Origin of the sequence: Acetobacter oryzifermentans (genome assembly GCF_001628715.1) — a bacterium.
GTDB classification, from domain to species: Bacteria; Pseudomonadota; Alphaproteobacteria; order Acetobacterales; family Acetobacteraceae; genus Acetobacter; species Acetobacter oryzifermentans.
On record NZ_CP011120.1, the window covers coordinates 856,893 to 875,607 of the forward strand.

The window sequence follows — 18,715 nt, forward strand, 5'->3', positions numbered from 1 at the left end:
GAAGGCAGACGATGGCGCGCCGTGTTTCGACACTGATTTCTCCGCTGCTGCTTCTTGGCGGCTGCTTTTTGCTAAGTGGCTGCTCAGGAAACGAAGCCGCCCGTGCTTTCGGGCTGGAACGCAGCCTGCCGGATGAATACACGGTTACAACCCGTGCTCCGCTTTCCATGCCGCCATCAGATGAGCTGGTAAAGCCTTCAAAGGGTGATGATCGCAGGCAGGATGAAAGTGAACGCCTGCAGGCGCTGGAAACACTTTCCCCCGATGTGGCGCTGCGCGGCACAAATGGTGATACCAGTGAAGGCCAGACCATTTTGGTGAATGAAGCCACAGAGGCATCGGATGCGCCAGACCGGGGAGAACTGGGTGAAGCCGGTTCGGGCTTTGTGCAGGAACTGATGTTCTGGAAAGGCGGCAAGGCCGGGGGCGTAGTGGATGCGGATGGAGAAAACCGCCGCCTGAAAACCAATGCGGCCTTGGGCAATTCACCCACCAAAGGCGTTACACCTACACAGCACCCCAAAGGCTCCGGTCTGTTCTGATCGGAAAGGTCTGACGCATGTCCGGCCTGTTTGCTGAACCCGGTATGGATACAAACCAGCCCGAAACATTGCCCCATGTGCGGCGGCTGCCAGAGGTTATTGTCAACCGCATTGCTGCGGGTGAGGTCATAGAACGCCCCGCCGCAGCAGTGAAGGAGCTGGTTGAAAACGCCATAGATGCAGGTGCCCGCAGGCTGGAGGTTTCTCTCGCGGGCGGGGGGGTGGACCGCATTATCGTTACAGATGATGGTGTGGGCATGTCCGCCGATGATCTGGCTTTGGCGGTAGATCGGCACTGCACATCCAAACTGCGTGATGAAACATTGGTGCATATCAGCACGCTCGGTTTTCGGGGGGAGGCTTTGCCCTCCATCGGGGCGGCGGCGCGGCTGTGCATAACTTCCCGCCCAAAGGGAGAAAGCGGCGCGTGGCGGATTAGGGTAGAAGGCGGCAAGGTTTCCCCCGTTGAACCCGCAGCCGGAGCACCGGGTACCAGCGTGGTGGTGGAAGACCTGTTTTTTGCCACGCCTGCCCGCCGCAAATTTCTGAAAAGCGCGCGCGTAGAAGGCCGACACGCTGAAAACGTGGTGCGGCGTCTGGCCTTGGCTGTGCCGCAAACGGCCTTTCGCTTTGTGCTGGATGAGCGCGTGCTATTTGATCTGCCCGCGCAGGATATGGCTGCCCGCTCTGCTGCCTTGTTGGATGCCAGCGAGGCCGATGGTTTTCTGGAAATTTCTGGGGAACGCGATGGTATGACCCTAAGCGGATTTATCTGCCCGCCATCAGTGCATCGTTCCACGGCTAATGGGCAGTTCATGCTGGTGAATGGCCGCCCTGTGGTGGACCCAGTGCTTAAAACCGCCGTGCGCGTGGCCTATAGGCGTGTGATCGAACCCGGCAGGCACCCCGTGGTGGCAATTATGCTTACGGTGCCGCCCGATCGGGTGGATGTAAACGTGCACCCTGCTAAAACAGAATTGCGCTTTGCGGATGAAGCAGGCGTGCGCTCCTTGGTTATTGGCACCATTCAGCGTGCGTTAGAGCACGGGGCTGGCAGTGTGGGCGTGCGGCCTGTGCTTTCTTCTGCACCACGGCAAGCCCGTATTTGGTATCCGCCAGAAAAAGGGGCTGCGCCGCCTGTTCCTGCTCCCGCGTTTCATACCCCAACGCCAGAAGGTGTGCGTTTTGCAGAAGGCCGGTTGCAGTTTGGTGATGCCCCGGCCGCCAGAACTTTACCGCCTGTTGCCATGTCTTCTCCCAGCGCTGGGTGGGATGCCTCAGCAGTCAACACGCCAACAACCGGGCAAGCTGCATCATCATATGTGATGGATGGGGCCTCTGGGCCATCAGTAGCAGCAGATCACCCCTTGGGTGCGGCAATTGCGCAGGTGTTGGACACATATATTCTGGCCGTAGCGGCAGATGGCAGTTTGGTGCTGGTGGATCAGCACGCAGCGCATGAGCGGCTAACGCATGAGCGTTTGCGGGCGCAGTTTTTAAGCGGGCATGTGCAGGCGCAGCGTTTGTTGGTGCCCGATGTGGTGGATCTGCCCCGTGTGCAAGTGGAACTGCTGTTGGCACGCCAGCCCACGCTGGAAAAACTGGGTGTGGAAATTGAAGCCTTTGGCGGCGACTCCGTTTTGGTAAGAGCCTTGCCCGCCATGCTGCGCAGTAGCGATGCCGTAAACCTACTGCGTGATCTGGCAGATGAGTTGGAAGCGGATGAAAACGGTGCGCCAGATGAAATGGCCGCGCTTGATGGACGGTTAGATGCCGTTATTGCCCGCATGGCCTGCCACGGTAGTATTCGGGCCGGGCGCAGGCTGAGCGTGGAGGAAATGAACGCGCTGCTCCGCCAGATGGAAGAAACACCCCGCGCAGGCACATGCTCACACGGGCGGCCCACGTGTTTGAAGCTGAGCAAGGCTGATCTCGAAAAGTTGTTTGGCCGCCGTTAAGAATATGGCTGTTCTGCGTGGTGTGATCGGCTGAACGTGAACGCCCACCTGCTGGTGTCAGCCCGCAAAAAAGAGCAGGTTTGCAGCATCTTCATGTAACCTGAATGGTGGTGATGCCGTGCAGCCCATCCTGCTTTCGCTCATAACCTATCTTCCTCTTGTTGCGGCGTTGGTGGCATTTTTTGCCCCCGGCAGGCCAGAGCAGCAAGATAGTACAGCCCGGTGGGTTGGGCTGTGGAGCAGCCTGATCACCCTTGGCCTTAGCGTGCTGATGTGGCTGGAGTTTGATCCCACTCAGCCCGGCCTGCAATTTGAAACACGCCTGCGCTGGATGGGGGATTACGGTATTTCCTACCATACGGGGGTGGATGGCATCAGCTTGGTGTTTATTCTGCTAACAGCGTTTTTAACCCCATTGGCGTTAGGGGCAGGCTGGCGTAGCGTGCAAACACAGGGGCGGCAGTTTGTAGCTGCCATGTTGGCGTTGGAAACAGCCTTGTTCGGCCTGTTTTCTGCCCAGGATATGCTACTGTTTTACGTGTTTTACGAAGCAACGCTTATCCCCGGTAGCCTGATGATTGGCGTTTGGGGTGGGCCAAAGCGCGTTTGGGCCTCGCTTCAGTTCTTTCTGTTTACGTTTGGTGGCTCGCTGTTCATGCTGGTGGGGCTTATCACCATGTGGCTGCAAACAGGCACCACGGATATTCCAGCCCTCATGCACGCAGGTTTTTCCCAGCCCTTGCAGGGGTGGTTGCTGCTGGCTTTCCTGCTGGCTTTTGGTGTCAAACTACCGCTGTTTCCGCTGCACGCGTGGCTGCCAGATGCTTATTCCGAGGCCCCAACGCCAGCTTCGGCCATGCTATCTGGCGTGCTTTCCAAAACCGGCGCTTATGGGCTGTTACGCTTTGGGGTGCTGATGTTCCCCGATGCAGTGCGTCTGTTTGCGCCGTATGTGCTGGCTCTTGGTGTTGTGGCTATTATTTACGCAGCCTTTGTGGCCTTTGCCCAAACAGACATGAAGCGCGTGATTGCGTATTCCTCCTTTTCCCATATGGGCATGATTGCCGTGGGGCTGTTTACGCTCACGGCAGAAGGTATTGATGGCGCAATCTTTCAGATGCTCTCTCATGGGGTGGTGATCGCAGCGCTCTTCTTCTGCGTGGCAGCGGTGGCATGGCGGGCAGAAACCCAGCAGATTGATGCACTGGGCGGTGTTGCGCGCCAGATGCCGGTGCTGGCGCTGTTGGCCATGTTGTTTACAATGGCCAATGTAGGGCTGCCGGGCACCGGGTCCTTTGTTGGGGAATTGTTGGTGCTTATGGGCGCTGTGCATGTTTCCTTCTGGGTGGCGCTGCTGGCAGGTAGCACCATGATTATGGGCGCGGTTTACATGCTCTCACTGTATCGGCGGGTGCTGTTTGGCGGCGTAAAAGGCACGGTAAGCCTTCTGCGAGATCTAACCGCCGCAGAAATTGCCGTGCTGGCCCCATTGGCTATCGTAACATTGTGGATGGGTGTGCATCCGGGCAGCTTTACCCGGTTGTTTGACCCCGTGATCATGCAGGCCATTCACGGTAGCGCTGCCAATGTGGCTTCAGCCACTGGCCATACTGTTTTGCATGTGGCCGCCCGCTAATAGGGCTTAAAACACGCTCAGGTTTTTAGTTGGGCAGTTCTGGCACATCTCGTGCTGGAACTGCCTTTTGTTTGGGTTTGCTGGGGCTGAGAATAATGCCAGCCGAGGCTGCAACCACGCACAAAATTCCGCAAAGCTGAAGTAGAGAGGGCGTTTCATGCAGGATGACCGCTCCCGCCACGGTTGCGCATACAGGTTCCAGACTGCTGAGAATGCCGATATCGCGGGCATTCAAGTTCTGCATGGCCAGCATTTCCAGAGAATAGGGTAGGGCCGAAGAACAGAATGCCACCAAAACGCCCAGCCCCAACATGGCAGGGGCTGAAAAGCCGATAATCAGCGCAGGCACAAAGCAGGGCAAAAAGACAACGCAGGCACCGCATGCCATGCCCAGTGCGCAGGCATGTGCCCCCGGCACCTTACCAGCCACACGCTGCCCAAACAGAATGTAAAGCGCCCAGCACAGCGCAGCCATGAGGGCAAAGCCCACACCTGCAAAATCGGTTTTGGTGGATGCAGATGGGTTGAGCACAAGTGCCAGCCCCAACACGGTAAGCAGAATCCAGCCAATATCAGACAGCTTGCGAGAGCCCACAAAAGCCACAACAAGTGGGCCAATAAATTCCAATGTAACAGTTGTGCCCAGTGGAATGTGTTGGAGCGCCAGATAAAAGCAGAGGTTCATGCCTGTCATGGCCAACCCGTAAGGGATGACCAACCGCAGAACATGGACGGACAGAAACCTCCAGCTTCTAAAAAACGGCACCAGCATAAATGCTGCCAGGCAGACGCGCAGGCCCACAACGCCAGATGTGCCAAATACCGGAAAAATGGATTTGGCGAGGGAAGAGCCAAACTGAATGCACACCATGCTGGTTAACAATTGGGATAAAGCCAGCAGGCGTGTGCGAAGGGGCAGAGAGGCAGAAGAAGGGGCTGCTGTCATGCACGCCCATGTGGCAGATGTGCAAGCCCCAAGCCATACGGGCCGCCTACCATGTAGGAGAGCGGGTTAAACATCTAGCAGATCATCCACTGTGCTTGCGTGTTCCTGAATAAAGGCAAAGCGCAGTTCTGGCTTACGGCCCATCAGGCTTTCCACCCGCTGGCGTGTTGCCAGCCTGTCTTCCTGCGGGGTGATCACGCGCAGCAGCGTGCGGCGTTTGGGGTCCATTGTTGTTTGTTTTAGATCCCCCGGCGGCATTTCCCCCAGCCCTTTAAAGCGGGACACATCTATTTTGCCACGCGCCTTGAACTCGGTTTTCATTTTGCGGTCACGGTCTGCATCATCCATGGCGTAAACCGATTTCGCGCCTTGTGTCAGGCGGTAGAGCGGGGGCTGGGCCAGATACAGGTGCCCGTTGCGGATAAGCTCTGGCAGCTCACGGTAAAAGAATGTCATGAGCAGCGAGGCAATGTGCGCGCCATCCACGTCTGCATCGGTCATGATAATCACGCGGCCATAGCGCAGTTTGGAAAGATCGAATCTATCGCCCGATCCACAGCCTAATGCTTCAATCAGATCGCGCAGTTCCTGATTCCCGCGCAATTTTTCTGCCGTGGCGCTGGCAACGTTTAGAATTTTACCGCGCAAGGGCAAAACAGCCTGTGTTTCACGGTTACGGGCCTGTTTGGCAGAACCACCAGCCGAGTCGCCCTCCACCAGAAAGATTTCTGTATCCGGGGCAAACTCCTTGGTGCAATCTGTCAGCTTGCCGGGCAGGCGCAGGCGGCGCGTTGCACTTTTGCGCGGTGTTTCTTTTTGCTCCTTACGGCGTAGGCGTTCCTCTGCCCGTTCTATGGCAAAGCCTAGCAGCGTATCGGCTTGTGGCGGGTTTTGCGCCAGCCAGTGGTCAAACCTGTCTCGCAAAGCCGTTTCCACCAGCTTGCTGGCGGTGGATGAGGTGAGTTTTTCCTTGGTCTGGCCCTGAAATTGCGGATCACGAATAAACACGGAAAGCCGACCTGCGCTCATGCCCAGCACATCTTCTGCGGTAATGGCAGAGGCTTTTTTGATGGAGCGTTGGTCTCCCCACGCGCGCAGGCCTTTTACCAGCGCGTTGCGGAAGCCGGTTTCATGTGTGCCGCCTTGCGGGGTGGGGATGGTGTTACAGTAAGACACCAGAGAGGCCGAGCCGTTTTCTAAAAACGCCACGGCCCATTCCACCTTGCCGTTATCTGTGCCGTCTGCTGCTGGCGGCAGAGGTGCCTCGCCAGCCCACAGAGGGGTAAGGAGTGGGGCCTTGGGGCCAAGCTCATCCGTAAGGCTGTCTGCCAACCCACCGGGGAAGTGTAGGGTGGCTTCTGCGGGTGTTTCATCTCCTGTCTTGATCAGCGCAGGATCGCACGACCAGCGGATAGTGACACCACGGAACAGAAACGCCTTGGAGCGGCAGAGCCGGTAAAGGCGGGCAGGCACAAATACATGTGTGCCAAAAATTTCAGGATCAGGTTGAAAGCTGATTTGCGTGCCGCGTCGGTTGGGCGCTGCGCCTACTTTTTCCAGCTTTGTTACGGGTTTACCGCGTTCGTACACCTGTTTCCATACGGTGCGATCACGCGCAATTTCCACTTCCATGCGGGTGGAAAGCGCATTCACCACGGAAGAACCAACCCCGTGCAAACCGCCAGATGTAGCGTAAGCCTTGCCAGAAAACTTACCCCCGGCATGCAGGGTTGTAAGAATAACTTCCAGCGCAGAACGATCGGGAAAGCGCGGGTGCGGGTCTACCGGAATACCGCGCCCGTTATCCCGAATGGTCAGGCGGTTTTCTGTATCCAGCCGCACATCAATGGTGTTGGCATGGCCCGCCACGGCTTCATCCATGGCGTTATCAAGAATTTCCGCTGCCAGATGGTGCAGCGCACTTTCATCCGTACCGCCAATATACATGCCGGGGCGGCGGCGTACGGGTTCCAGCCCCTCCAGAACCTCAATGGCGCTGGCATCATAGGCCTGTGCAGAGTCTGCCTGCGTTCCCGGCTTGGCATCGCGGGATTTGCCGGTGGAGGATTTGCGGGCTGGCGGGGTATTGGAAAACAGATCGCTCATGCGAGAAATCTGTCCCGCGTTGGCGCTGATTCGTCAAGCGTAGTGGTGAGGGGGCGGCAAGCTTTTAACTGCTTCCTAGCCAAAGCCCCCTTACCAGCGGGCTTTTTATGCGCGGCGTGTGGTACGGCGGCGCGTTGTGGTGTGCGTAGAACGGGAAGCAGAAGGCGCTGCGCATGTTTCAAAGGAAGCAGGCTGCGTGACGTCCTTGGCATCGGAGTAGCTGGAAAGATCTTCCCCGCTTTCCAGTGCATTCACTTCATCAAACATGGCAAGGCGCTGCTGGCAGAAAATGGTGCCAGACTGCAGGCCACGTTCAGACTGCACGTTGGCCAACTGCGTGATGTAATCATCATGCTCCTGCTGGGCACGGCGGCCATAGGTGGTGCGGAAGTAGCCGTTCAGGCGTTCTTCTTCCCGCAGGAGGGTGGTGCGAAACTTGGCCACGAATGCGTTGTAGCGATCCTGCGCACCGCAAGACAGTGCGGTAACCATTAGTTCGCTTTTTAGGCCCTGCACGTTAAAGGCTTCGTGCGCAGGGGAGTGGCCACATTCGCTGGCGGCAAAGGAAGCCGAGCTGTGCAGAACGCCCGCGGCAAGAACCCCCGCGGCAAGGAAACGGGAAAAGGACATAGTACCTCCGACAGATGCTGGAAAGGGAATACCGCATTCACGCAAGAAAGAAACTGGTATTTTTTCATACCCTCTGCCTGCTTTGGTGGTTGCGGATAAACCAGCATGTTATTTTGGCGTAAAAGTTGGAAAAATAGGCCGCTCTGTTTAGCAGAATATTTGCGGTTAAAAGATGTTTTCGCGCAGTTGTGTGGATGTTGATACGCCACAAGCTGCCAACGTGTGCTGTATGCCTCTTCCTTCCTGCTGCGGGATGTTTTAAAGGCAAATGCGAATCATGCTTTGTGGGTAGGGGCAGATGCCCGGTTTGGGCCTCTTTCCATTCAGCCCCGAAGCGTGCAGAAGAGATTGCAAGTTTAATTGATACAACAGAAGCGGAGCTGTCGAGTGCGCTTACGAGGAATTGCCGGTTTGGCGCTAACTGGTGGGATGCTTGCCGGCTGTGCAACAACGGGCGGCCCTATTCATATCGGGTCCCCCAATCCCTTTGGGTACCTTAAAAAGTCTGCCGTGTGCAGCACAACGCCTATCAAGAAAGAGGCTGATGGCTCACTTTCCACCACCATGACCGTGCGGTCTGATGATGGTCTGTGTGAAGTGCTGGTAGATCAGCCCGGTGGCAAGGCGTATGCATCCTTTGGGGTTTCTCCTGCGCCAGAGCACGGCAAGGCGTTCCTGTACACGCTGGATAGCGATACGCATGTTACCTACACCCCCACACTGGGCTATGCTGGGCAGGATAAGTTTACGGTTATCCTTATTCCCGGCCCCGGTCAGCAGCGCACACGCCTGACAGTGACGGCGCAGGTAGATGCAACGGGTGTGGTTATTCCGCACGCGGCTGTAACGGCACCTGCCGCAGAAGCTCCTAAAAAGAAAGCAGTGGTGCGTAAGGCTGTTACGCGTAAGCGTTAATTTGGCCTGCTACCCAGTTTTTGGGTGATAGAATTAAAAAAAGCGGTGTTCCAGAAATGGAGCACCGTTTTTTTTATGCTCTGATGTGCCGGGCAAAACCCGGCAGCAAGATGGGCAAGATAAAAACTAAATGGAAAATGTAATAGGCTCAGCCAATGGGCGCTTCAGCCCTGCGGATTCTGCCTGTTTAACCAGATCATCCAGTGTGGTTTTGCCCATCTGCGTGATGAGCTTCTGATCAAATTTATCCCAACACGGGGCCAGAACTTTCTGGAAAAGCGCACCCTGCGGGCCATCATTGGCATCGGTATCTGTGTTCAGCACGGCTTCAATAATATCCACCAAGGCAATATCGCGCCGGGGGCGGCCAAGCCGATAGCCCCCACGTGGGCCACGAATGCTTTCCAGCAAACCAGAACGAGAAAGAGCCTGAAGCAGTGGTTCTATGCCACGCCGCGCCAGTTCGGAGCGTTCTGCAATATCAGCAGCACTTACCGTGCCGGAACGCCCGGCGTGAAACGCAACATCCAGCATAATAAGAACGGCGGTCATGGCTCTATCACGACGGAGGATCATGCAAAACAGTCCCTGTCTTGGTTGGGGTATGGTTGATGATGTTTTATTTCCAGATCTTATGTTCAGTATAGCAGCACAGATATGGTTTATCTACGCTATAAATTCGTATTATATGGGTCTGAGAATTGTAAAACAGACATGGGAGAACTTCTAATGGCAGCATCAACGCAGGAAAAAGCGGATTACGGCTTTGCTGCACCCAGAGGGCAGGTTTACGAGTCTGTCCTTAATTTGGTGGGGGGCACGCCGCTTGTTGCGTTGCCACGGTTGACACAGGAAGATGAGCTGAAAGCCCGCGTACTGCTGAAGCTGGAGTTTTTTAACCCGCTTGGTTCTGTAAAAGACAGGATCGGCACCGCCATGGTGCTGGATGCTGAACGCAAGGGCCTGATTACACCGGGCCGTACTTTGCTGGTAGAACCCACTTCGGGCAATACGGGCATTTCTCTGGCGTTTGTAGCTGCTGCACGGGGCTATAGGCTGATTGTAACCATGCCAGAAGGGGCCTCTATTGAGCGGCGGCGTATGCTGCGCCTGATGGATGCGCAGGTAGAGCTTACGCCCGCACGTTTGGGGATGGCCGGGGCCATTGCCCGCGCAAACGAAATTCTGAACGAAACCCCAGATGCGTGGATGCCAGATCAGTTTGATAATCCGGCAAACCCCGCAGTACATGCCGCCACCACGGCCGAGGAAATCTGGGTAGATACCGCAGGCAAGGTGGATGTGGTTGTGGCCGGTGTTGGCACTGGCGGCACGGCCACCGGCATTGCAGAAGCCCTCAAACCCCGCTGCAATACGCTACAGGTTTTTGGTGTAGAACCGGCGGAAAGTGCGATTCTGAATGGTGATGAACCCGGCCCCCACGGTATTCAGGGTATTGGCCCCGGTTTTTGCCCCGCCACGCTGAATACAAAGCTGCTGGATGGTGTCATCACTGTTTCAGAGCGTGAGGCCATTGCGGCGGCGCGCCGTTGCGCCCGTTTGGATGGTATTCCGGTAGGTATTTCCTCTGGGGCATCTTTGCACGCAGCGTTACAACTGGCTGTGCAGGATGAATACAAAGGTAAAACCATTGTAGCCATTGCGCCTTCCTTTGCTGAACGCTACCTGTCCACCCCTCTGTTTACCGGCCTGTAAGGTCGGTTCTCAGAGGTCAGATTTGGCCCGGTAGCCACAAAAAAGCCCGTTCGGCCATATGGCCAACGGGCTTTTTTTGAAGCTGTAAAGCTGAAGCAGATCGTTTAGCGGAAAATAATTTCCACGCGCCGGTTTTGGGCTTCCTTGGTGTTGGGGCCTGTTGTGACCAGCGGATGTGTTTCACCATATCCATGAATATCAATGGTGGTGCCCGGTACGCCGTCACGCATCAGTTCGGCTTTCACCACTTCTGCACGGCGGAGCGAGAGCCGCATATTATATTCTTCACCAGCTTTCTGGCCAGGGTGGGCAGAGGAGTTATCCGTATAGCCAGAAACCGTAATGCGGGTAAGCGCCACATGGGCGGCTGCCTGCGCTGCTACGCCAACAATGGAACGTGCCCGGTCTGTAAGATCGGATTTATCCCAATCAAAGAACACCAGATAGCTGCGGGCAGCCGCTGGGGCTGGTGCGGCCATAGTAGGTGCTGGCGGTGGTGGGGGTGGGGCCGGATTAAATTCATACCGCAGCCCCAGCATGAGGGTGTGGTTAAAATCGGTTTTGGTATCGTGATGCCCGCTAGAGAACTGATACGGGTGCGTCTGGTTGATGCTGTTGATAGTGCCGCCAATAGTGCCCCATGACGTTGCGCCATGAGATTGCGGGCCAAGCATTGTCCAGAACCGATATTCCGCTGTGGCAGATAGCCCAACAACCCACGGAATGGGGAAGGCGAGGCCAAAAATGCCCTGATAGGCAAAATTGCCAAACGTGCCGCCCATTTTTTCTGCAAGCTGGTTGCCCGGTGCGGTTACGGATGTGCGCATGGCGGTCCAGCCATAGCCAATACCGGCCCCAAAATACGGAAACAGCCACGGCTTGCCGACATCCAGATCAAACAGGGCATTGGCCATAACGCCATAAGTCTGGCGGCGGCCATCTGCACGGCTGTTGAAGGTGTTGGTAACAAACCGCTGGTAGCCCATGCTGCGGTAATCACCTTCAACTTCCACACGAAAGCCGTTGCCCAAGCCCCAACCGATGGAGCCAATACCCGCAGCGCCAGTGCGCCAGCGGTCTCGCCCATCAGGAAACTGTGCGGACGTACGTACGCGCTGATCCTGGTTAAAGGTAGCACCACCTTCACCCGCGATATAAAGCCCCTGCACAGGCTGGGCTTTTGCGGTTACGGCAGCACACAACAGAAGCCCCGCGGCCAGCGGCGCAGAAAGCAGCGTTTGCGCAAGCAATTTCTGGCGCGGCTTCATGGTCTTCTCCCTGCTATGGCAGTAGTCGCGCGATACGTCCGGCATCGCATCTAATAGTACGAAGGCACACATGCTTGCCTTCTTTGCTGTAAAGTTGCCCAGTGTGCAACAGGTAGAACGGCCAGTTGACACAAACAGACGGGTTTTATGTGTAATAAATGCCGCAGGCGTGTGCGATAAGCCACAATTAAGCAAATTGTATCAGAGCAGTATTGCTTCAAACGAAGGGCTGAAGCTGTCCGATTCAATTTCCAGAACCCATAAGTCGGGGTCAAACTTAACCTGACGTTCTATAAACTTCTGAATCTGTTCCGCATCAACAGGCGTATTACCTGTTGCACGCAGCCATGCGGGTTCACCTTCTGGTGTACGGGTCTGGCTTAAAACCACGCCACAACCGTTGCGCGCCGCCAACACCACCAGAATGCCACCTGCATCTGGGTCTCCCTTGCGCAAAAGCATGGCGGAACGGCCATCTTGCCCGCTTTGGCGGAGTATGGCGCGGGCCATGATATCGGTTTTAAGGCGGGGTGGGGGTGCCATATATCCTGCTTTAAGGGGCTGCGGAAATCTGGGGGGCGGTTACGGCATCATCCGGAATGGCGTTGATGGCCGTTTTATACCACTGTGGATTCTCCAGCACGCTACGCGCCACGTTTACATCCCGGTCAGTTCCCAAAGCGGCGGGGCAGGTTTTGCGGATAGACATGATCTGGGAAACGGGAATCGGAAAGCGCGCATTGCGAGAAGCCGTAATGGCAGCCTGATTGGCCACTTGCCCTTCTGCCAGATCATGCAGATTTTTTTCTACATCAGCAGCGCCAAGGCTGGTGCAAACCTGTGGCATGACACCAAGGCCCTGCAACGGCCACCGCAACGGCGCTATAACGCGGCTCCATGTTACAAACAGCTCACCTTCATCAGGCAGTTGCGCCACGGTTTGCACAAGACCTTTGCCCAATGTGGCGCTGCCAATCACTACCGCGCGGCGATGGTCCGCCAAGGCTGCGGCCAGAATTTCTGCCGCACTTGCGGTGCGTCCATCTACTAAAATGGCAATGGGCAGGCCGTTTGTCATGTCTCCACCCTGCACGGCCCAGATGTGGTTTGCCTGAGAATCCCGCCCGCTGGTTACAGCGGCCACACCTCTATCAAGCAGCAGGGCTGCGGCGGTTACGGCCTGTTGCAGCACGCCGCCACGGTTGCCGCGCAAATCTATAATCAGGCCTTTTAAGTGCGTATCCTGCACGGCCTGATCCAGATACTGGCTCATTTCCTCTGCGGTATCGGAGGAAAAGGCCGTTACGCGCAGCACCACAATGGAACCACTGGCAAAAGCAAATACGGTTTCGGGCGGGGTTTTGGCGCGGCGCAGGGTTACGGTGCGGGCGCGGCGCTGGCCGGGGGTGAGCAGGCGCAGCACAACGGGGGTATCTTCCTCTCCGCGCAGCCATTCCATAACCGTTTCGGGCGTTTTGCCTGCTGTTAAGCGGTTGTTGACGGAAAGCAGCCTGTCACCCGTATCTATGGCGGCTGTCCAGGCCGGGCCGTTGGCGTTTATGGCGGATACAACAAGGTAGCGGCCACTTTGCCCCAGGCTAACGCCAATATCTGCTTCTCCACCCACACGCGCAGCCCGATCTGATGTGGCGGAAGTGGGGCCAATATAGCGGGAATAGGGGTCTAGATGGTTAAACAGTTCATCAAAAAACGCCTGCACCAGCTCTTCGCGGCTGGTTGTGCGCACGGCAAGGGAATGGGCGCGGGCTGTATCCAGAAAATCCACGGCAATTTGTGCCCAATCATCTGCTGAACCATCTGTAGGGGCAGGGCGGGAGAGCAGGCTGGTTTGGCCAGAAAGAAGCTGGATATTGGCCCCGCGGGAATCGAAAGACAGGGAAGGATCAAGCGCAGAAAGGCTGGCCAGCCCCCAAAGTGTGAAATCCCGATAGCTATGAGCTTCCAGCGTGCGCGGCTGTAAAAACTGAAGGGCGGTGCTGATAACGGATTTAACCATCAGCATATCCGGCACAGGTGCTTTGTCTGGCGCCGCAGTAGCGGAAGCAGCGGGTTGTTGTTCTGCCGCAGGTGCTACGGATGCAGTAGCCTGTGTTGCAGAGGCCGAGCCCGGAGCACTGTCTGGCAGCGGTGTATCGGATTTGCTTTGGGCGTGCAGGGGTGCAGGCTGGCAAAAAAGCAACACAGCCAGCACCATGCCCGGCAAGGCACGCGGCAGACCACGCACAAACCAGATGGCGGTTTCAGTGCTCATATACGGCATCAGTCAGCATCAGCGTACCTCGTGCCGGGCAGGTGCCCGCCAAGGTAACTGAAAGTACAGCCCCACTTTGCACGTGGGGGTGATGTGCCAAGGCATGGGTGTGCTGCGAGTCGTCATTCATCCCTGTGCGATCCGGAAAAGCTGACCATGCAAGGAAAGACGGAGTTCCGGTTTTCGTCAATCTCACCCGCAAGCCATGCCGTGTTGCTGTCATGACATGGGCGGACATTCTCTGGCCAATAAGTGGAGCAAGAAAGAGAGCAGCCAGCCGGTTCAGACTATCCTGCATGATGGTTGCTGCCCGGCGTTCTGTAAAGTTTAGCTGTGATACCAAAGCCACATCTGGTGCTGGCAGGGGGACGTGAGGCAGCGCAGAGGAGTCGTTTATATGGGTTAAGGCGCGGTGTGCTAGCAGATCTGCATAGCGGCGGATGGGGCTGGTAAAATGCGTGTAGTGCTTGAGCCGCAGGCCATAATGTGGTGCTGCGCAGGTGCTGTAGCGTGCCATAGGGCGCGGGCTATCGGGGCTGGGCTGCGCATGGGTACGGAAAAGTGCTGGCAGCGCCCGCGCTTGCAATTTTTCCGCTGCGATCTGATTAGCCAGAATCATGCACGCCGCCACCATATAATGTGCTTCCTGAGTGTTACGCGGCACAAAGGCACAGGGTTGCCCGCTGCTATCAAACTGCACGTTCCAACCTGTTTCTTCCCGTTCCATAACACCGCGTTGGAGGGCTGCGCGCCGAATGGCGGCCCCCGCATTGCGCAATGCGGGAAGTAGCGCAGGTGCTAACAGGGCCGCAGGGTGTTCGGGTGGCAAAGTGGGCTGATGTGCTTGTGTCTCAAAGACTTGCTGCACGGTTTCATATGTCAGCCGCGCTGCACTTTGCATGATCCCACGGCCAATATGAGCAGAAACTACATGCCCATCCGGGGTAATGTGGATATCAGCAAAGAGGCAAAGCCGATCCTGCCCCGGCAAAAGGGAACAAGCCTGTGCAGAAAGAGCCAGTGGCAGCATGGGCACCACTCTGTCTGGCAGATAAATGGAATTGCCACGTTCTTGCGCTTCCATATCCAGCGCGGAGCCGGGCTTTACCCAATGCGCTACATCGGCAATGGCCACAATAAGATGAAAACCCTCAGCCGTTTGTTCGGCCCAGAGTGCATCATCAAAATCATGCGCTGAGGCATCATCAATGGTGATAAGCGGCAGGTGGCGTAAATCTGTGCGGCCAGAAGGCGCAGGTGCGCTCTGTAAGGCAGTGTTCTGGTGTGCGATCTGCCGGGCTTCGGCCTCGGCCTGTTCTGAAAATGTAGTGGGTGGATGATGGATAAGCAGGCTGAGGCGTGAGGGCATGCCTGCATCATCAACCTTGCCCAAAACGCTGTGCACACGTCCCGCATAAGCGCCATGAGGCAGAGCATGCGGTGTTGCAAGCCCAATCTGTTGCGGTGCGAGAGGGAGGGTGTTTGTACTTTCTTCTGGGGTAAGCGGCAGGTTTAACCGCGCATCACATGGCAGCAACAAGGGTTCTGGCGTGTTGGCGGGAGTAACGGGCAGGTTGTTATCAAGCCGGGTAAGAAGCCGCAGGCCACGCGCCTCGCGCTTTTGAGTGTCCGTTGCCGGGCGCAGGCGTACCAGCACAATATCGCCGGGAAAAAGATACGGCGTATCCGGCGGCTTTATCAGCAATACAACAGGGCGGGAGAGTGCATCATCGGCCAAAAAGCCAGCCGCGTTGCCATCATCCCGAATATAGGAAACCCGCATACGGGCAACATCTGGCAGGCCGATGGAAGCCTTGAGCGTGCCGGCAGCAAGATCAAGCAGATCCCCCGCAACGGCCATATCGTGCAGCAAAGCGCGTATGCTGGCCTTTTGCCGCACGGGAAGCTGGAAGGTGCGCAGAATGTCCGTTAGCCCGGTGGCGGCTCCGGCGCGGCTTTCAAGAAAAGCCCGTAGCTCCTGCACAGATGGCAGGGCAGAAACATACGGGCTTGCCGACATGACAGATTACTCGGTCTCGGCTTTTTTCTTGCGCGTTGTGGTGGTGGCCTTCTTTTTAGCGGGTGCTTTTTTCTTGGGCGCCGCTTTTTCCGCACCGTCTTCATCAGCCTTGGCTGTGCTTTTGGTTGCGGTTTTCTTTTTGGCCGTTGTTTTGGTGGTGGCTTTCTTTTTGGCGCCAGCCTTGGCTTTTAGGGGTTTGCCCTTGTCTACCAACAGAGCCACGGCCTCATCCAGCGTTACGGCATCCATATCTGTGCCGCGCGGCAGGGTGGCTACTATCTGACCATGCTGCACATATGGGCCAAAGCGGCCCTTGCGCACCATAATCGGTTCACCATCCTTGGGGTGCACACCCAGATTGCGGATGGAGGCCAGCTTTTTGGCCAGTGCATCCACAGCGCGGTTCAGGCCGATGGTTAGAACGTCATCGTCCTTGTCCAGAGAGCCATATACTGCGCCCATTTTTACAAATGGACCAAAGCGCCCAAGCCCGGCCTGAATGGGCTCGCCCGTTTCGGGGTGAACGCCAACAAGGCGGGGCAGGGAAAGCAGGCCAAGGGCCTGATCCAGCGTAATGCTTTCCCCATTGATATTTTTGGGCAGAGAAGCACGCTTGGGCTTGGCTTTTTTGTCTTCGGGGTTGGGTTCACCCTGCTGCACATACAGGCCCCACGGGCCTTGGCGCACGGTAATATCCTCACCTGTTTCGGGGTTCTGGCCCAAAAGGCGCATACCGTCCTTAAGGGCAGCATCATCACCTTCTTCGGCGCTATCTGCCGTTAAGCGGCGGGTGTACTGGCATTCCGGATAGTTGGAGCAACCAATAAATGCGCCATAACGGCCGAGCTTCAGCCCAAGGCGGCCTGTGCCGCAGGAAGGGCAAACCCGCGGGTCTGATCCATCCGCCCGATCGGGGAAGAAGAATGGCCCCAAGTCCTTATCGAGTGCGTTGAGCACATCGGTAATGGTGAGTTCCTTGGTGCCGGATACGGCCTTGGAAAAATCGTTCCAGAACGCGGCCAGAACCTGCTTCCACTGTGCGCGGCCACCGGAGATATCATCCAGCAGTTCTTCAAGGCTGGCGGTAAAGCCCGTATCCACATATCGCTCAAAGAACGAGACAAGGAAGGCCGTAACCAGACGTCCGCGCGCTTCGGGAATAAAGCGGCGGTTTTCAAGCCGCACATAGCTGCGATCCTGCAATACGGTCAGGATGGAAGCATAGGTAGAGGGGCGACCAATACCCAGCTCTTCCATCTTTTTGACCAGCGATGCTTCGGAATAACGCGGTGGCGGCTGGGTGAAGTGCTGCTCGGCATCCACTTTTTCGCGCTTGAGCGGGTCTTTTTCCTGCATGCTGGGCAGCATACGGGCATCATCATCCGCTGCTTTTTCCGTATCATCGCGCCCTTCACGGTAGAGCTTGAGAAAGCCCTCAAACGTGATGATGGAGCCATTGGCGCGCAGCACGGTCTGGCCGGAGGGGCCAGCAATATCCACCGCCACCTGATCCAGAGATGCAGATTCCATCTGGCTGGCAACTGCACGTTTCCATACCAGTTCGTACAGCCGGCGCTGATCATTGTTCAGGAACCGAGCAACGGAGTCGGGCGTGCGGGAAACATCTGTGGGGCGCACGGCCTCATGCGCTTCCTGCGCGTTTTTCACCTTGGAAGTATAGATACGCGGCTTGGCGGGCACATATTCCGTGCCAATTTTCTGGCCGATATGCTGACGGATAGCATTAATGGCTTCCTGCGCCATCGTCACGCCGTCGGTTCGCATATAAGTGATCAAACCTACAGTTTCACCGCCCAGATCCATGCCTTCATAAAGCTGCTGGGCGGTGCGCATGGTGGTTTGTGCGCTCATGCCCAACTTGCGGGAGGCTTCCTGCTGCAACGTAGAGGTGGTGAACGGTGGCTGCGGGTTGCGGCGAACCTTGCGGCGCTCAATAGATTTTACGGCAAGGTTTTCAGCTTCCACCGCTTTTTTGGCAGCTTCGGCCAGTTCGGCGTTGTGCAGATCAAACTGATCCAGCTTTTTGCCGTTCAGATGCGTTAGCCGTGCGGTAAAGGCGGCACCCGCAGGGGTAAGCAGCGATGCAATAACGCTCCAGTATTCCCGCGGTTTAAAAACCTCAATCTCGGCTTCGCGCTCACAAATCAGGCGGAGCGCCACAGATTGCACACGCCCCGCACTGCGAGAGCCGGGCAGTTTGCGCCACAACACGGGGGAAAGCGTAAAGCCCACCAGATAATCCAGCGCCCGGCGGGCCAGATAGGCCTCAATCAGCGGGAAATCCAGATCCCGCGGGTGTTCCATGGCGTACCGAATGGCGGATTTGGTAATTTCGTTAAACGTAACGCGCTGAACATCCACCCCTTTCAGGGCTTTGCGTTCTTCCAGCATAGCACGCACATGCCACGAAATGGCTTCACCCTCGCGGTCAGGGTCAGTGGCCAGATACAGTCGGTGGGCGCCTTTAAGCGCCTTGGCAATGGCGGCAACCTGCTTCATGCCCCGTTCATCAGACTGCCACTTCATGGTGAAGTCTTCATCCGGCAGCACGGAGCCATCCTTGGGTGGCAGATCGCGCACATGCCCGAAGGAGGCCAGCACCGTGTAGCCATCACCCAGATATTTGTTGATCGTTTTTGCCTTTGCGGGCGATTCGACCACAACAACGTCAGTCATACTCTCTCC

At 56.6% G+C, this 18,715-nt stretch carries 14 protein-coding genes; 5 read left to right on the forward strand and 9 right to left on the reverse strand.

Annotated features, from left to right (window positions below):
• Positions 1 to 11 precede the first annotated feature (11 nt).
• The 3 genes from WG31_RS04200 (at position 12) to WG31_RS04210 (ending at position 4,136) form a co-directional block, all read left to right on the forward strand.
• A complete protein-coding gene (locus WG31_RS04200) occupies positions 12 to 542 on the forward strand; it encodes a DUF3035 domain-containing protein (protein ID WP_019089721.1) in 531 nt (176 codons plus the stop codon).
• 17 nt (positions 543 to 559) lie between these two features.
• Positions 560 to 2,500, forward strand: a complete 1,941-nt coding sequence (gene mutL / locus WG31_RS04205) for a DNA mismatch repair endonuclease MutL (protein WP_082823128.1) — start codon at positions 560 to 562, stop codon at positions 2,498 to 2,500.
• A gap of 118 nt (positions 2,501 to 2,618) precedes the next feature.
• Positions 2,619 to 4,136, forward strand: coding sequence for a complex I subunit 4 family protein (locus WG31_RS04210; protein ID WP_063353734.1), 1,518 nt, complete (start codon positions 2,619 to 2,621; stop codon positions 4,134 to 4,136).
• A gap of 25 nt (positions 4,137 to 4,161) precedes the next feature.
• Here the strand turns inward: WG31_RS04210 and WG31_RS04215 are convergent, their stop codons facing one another.
• The 3 genes from WG31_RS04215 to WG31_RS04225 form a co-directional block, all read right to left on the reverse strand.
• Complete coding sequence (locus WG31_RS04215) at positions 4,162 to 5,082, reverse strand: EamA family transporter (RefSeq protein WP_063353735.1); 921 nt, start codon at positions 5,080 to 5,082, stop codon at positions 4,162 to 4,164.
• Between the two features lie 66 nt (positions 5,083 to 5,148).
• Positions 5,149 to 7,188, reverse strand: a complete 2,040-nt coding sequence (gene parE / locus WG31_RS04220; protein WP_006116253.1) for a DNA topoisomerase IV subunit B — start codon at positions 7,186 to 7,188, stop codon at positions 5,149 to 5,151.
• A gap of 105 nt (positions 7,189 to 7,293) precedes the next feature.
• Entirely contained in the window at positions 7,294 to 7,818 is a 525-nt protein-coding gene (locus WG31_RS04225) for a hypothetical protein (RefSeq protein ID WP_035354045.1), read from the reverse strand.
• A gap of 387 nt (positions 7,819 to 8,205) precedes the next feature.
• On the opposite strand from WG31_RS04225, the gene WG31_RS04230 reads away from it, so the two are divergent.
• On the forward strand, positions 8,206 to 8,733 hold the full coding sequence (locus WG31_RS04230) for an Ig-like domain-containing protein (RefSeq protein WP_035354042.1): 528 nt from the start codon (positions 8,206 to 8,208) through the stop codon (positions 8,731 to 8,733).
• Between the two features lie 126 nt (positions 8,734 to 8,859).
• Here the strand turns inward: WG31_RS04230 and WG31_RS04235 are convergent, their stop codons facing one another.
• Complete coding sequence (locus tag WG31_RS04235; RefSeq protein ID WP_006116249.1) at positions 8,860 to 9,309, reverse strand: RrF2 family transcriptional regulator; 450 nt, start codon at positions 9,307 to 9,309, stop codon at positions 8,860 to 8,862.
• A 138-nt stretch (positions 9,310 to 9,447) separates the two neighbouring features.
• Between WG31_RS04235 and cysK the strand changes: the two genes are divergently transcribed.
• Positions 9,448 to 10,449: a cysteine synthase A gene (cysK, locus tag WG31_RS04240; RefSeq protein WP_167348732.1), complete on the forward strand. Its 1,002-nt coding sequence runs from the start codon at positions 9,448 to 9,450 to the stop codon at positions 10,447 to 10,449.
• Positions 10,450 to 10,553: 104 nt separating this feature from the next.
• On the opposite strand, the gene WG31_RS04245 is transcribed toward cysK, so the two are convergent.
• The 5 genes from WG31_RS04245 to topA all read right to left on the reverse strand — a co-directional run bounded on the left by WG31_RS04245 (position 10,554) and on the right by topA (position 18,706).
• Positions 10,554 to 11,789 (reverse strand): OmpA family protein, encoded by a 1,236-nt coding sequence (locus WG31_RS04245; protein ID WP_170315302.1) that lies wholly within the window; start codon positions 11,787 to 11,789, stop codon positions 10,554 to 10,556.
• A gap of 129 nt (positions 11,790 to 11,918) precedes the next feature.
• A complete protein-coding gene (locus WG31_RS04250) occupies positions 11,919 to 12,260 on the reverse strand; it encodes a DUF1491 family protein (protein WP_006116245.1) in 342 nt (113 codons plus the stop codon).
• A 10-nt stretch (positions 12,261 to 12,270) separates the two neighbouring features.
• A complete protein-coding gene (locus tag WG31_RS04255; RefSeq protein ID WP_170315308.1) occupies positions 12,271 to 13,932 on the reverse strand; it encodes a S41 family peptidase in 1,662 nt (553 codons plus the stop codon).
• Between the two features lie 46 nt (positions 13,933 to 13,978).
• Positions 13,979 to 16,009 carry an RNB domain-containing ribonuclease gene (locus WG31_RS04260; protein ID WP_063353737.1) on the reverse strand — a complete coding sequence of 677 codons (2,031 nt, stop codon included), beginning with the start codon at positions 16,007 to 16,009 and terminating at the stop codon, positions 13,979 to 13,981.
• Between the two features lie 6 nt (positions 16,010 to 16,015).
• Positions 16,016 to 18,706, reverse strand: a complete 2,691-nt coding sequence (topA, locus tag WG31_RS04265; RefSeq protein ID WP_063353738.1) for a type I DNA topoisomerase — start codon at positions 18,704 to 18,706, stop codon at positions 16,016 to 16,018.
• Between the last annotated feature and the right edge of the window lie 9 nt (positions 18,707 to 18,715).

Bases quoted from the DNA above. Each gene is read 5' to 3' on its own strand.
- WG31_RS04250 (WP_006116245.1), bottom strand. From the start codon at position 12,260: ATGGCACCCCCACCCCGCCTTAAAACCGATATCATGGCCCGCGCCATA.
- topA (WP_063353738.1), bottom strand. From the start codon at position 18,706: ATGACTGACGTTGTTGTGGTCGAATCGCCCGCAAAGGCAAAAACGATC.
- parE (WP_006116253.1), bottom strand. From the start codon at position 7,188: ATGAGCGATCTGTTTTCCAATACCCCGCCAGCCCGCAAATCCTCCACC.
- WG31_RS04215 (WP_063353735.1), bottom strand. From the start codon at position 5,082: ATGACAGCAGCCCCTTCTTCTGCCTCTCTGCCCCTTCGCACACGCCTG.
- WG31_RS04255 (WP_170315308.1), bottom strand. From the start codon at position 13,932: ATGGTGCTGGCTGTGTTGCTTTTTTGCCAGCCTGCACCCCTGCACGCC.
- mutL (WP_082823128.1), top strand. From the start codon at position 560: ATGTCCGGCCTGTTTGCTGAACCCGGTATGGATACAAACCAGCCCGAA.
- WG31_RS04235 (WP_006116249.1), bottom strand. From the start codon at position 9,309: ATGATCCTCCGTCGTGATAGAGCCATGACCGCCGTTCTTATTATGCTG.
- WG31_RS04225 (WP_035354045.1), bottom strand. From the start codon at position 7,818: ATGTCCTTTTCCCGTTTCCTTGCCGCGGGGGTTCTTGCCGCGGGCGTT.
- WG31_RS04245 (WP_170315302.1), bottom strand. From the start codon at position 11,789: ATGTGTGCCTTCGTACTATTAGATGCGATGCCGGACGTATCGCGCGAC.
- WG31_RS04260 (WP_063353737.1), bottom strand. From the start codon at position 16,009: ATGTCGGCAAGCCCGTATGTTTCTGCCCTGCCATCTGTGCAGGAGCTA.
- WG31_RS04200 (WP_019089721.1), top strand. From the start codon at position 12: ATGGCGCGCCGTGTTTCGACACTGATTTCTCCGCTGCTGCTTCTTGGC.
- cysK (WP_167348732.1), top strand. From the start codon at position 9,448: ATGGGAGAACTTCTAATGGCAGCATCAACGCAGGAAAAAGCGGATTAC.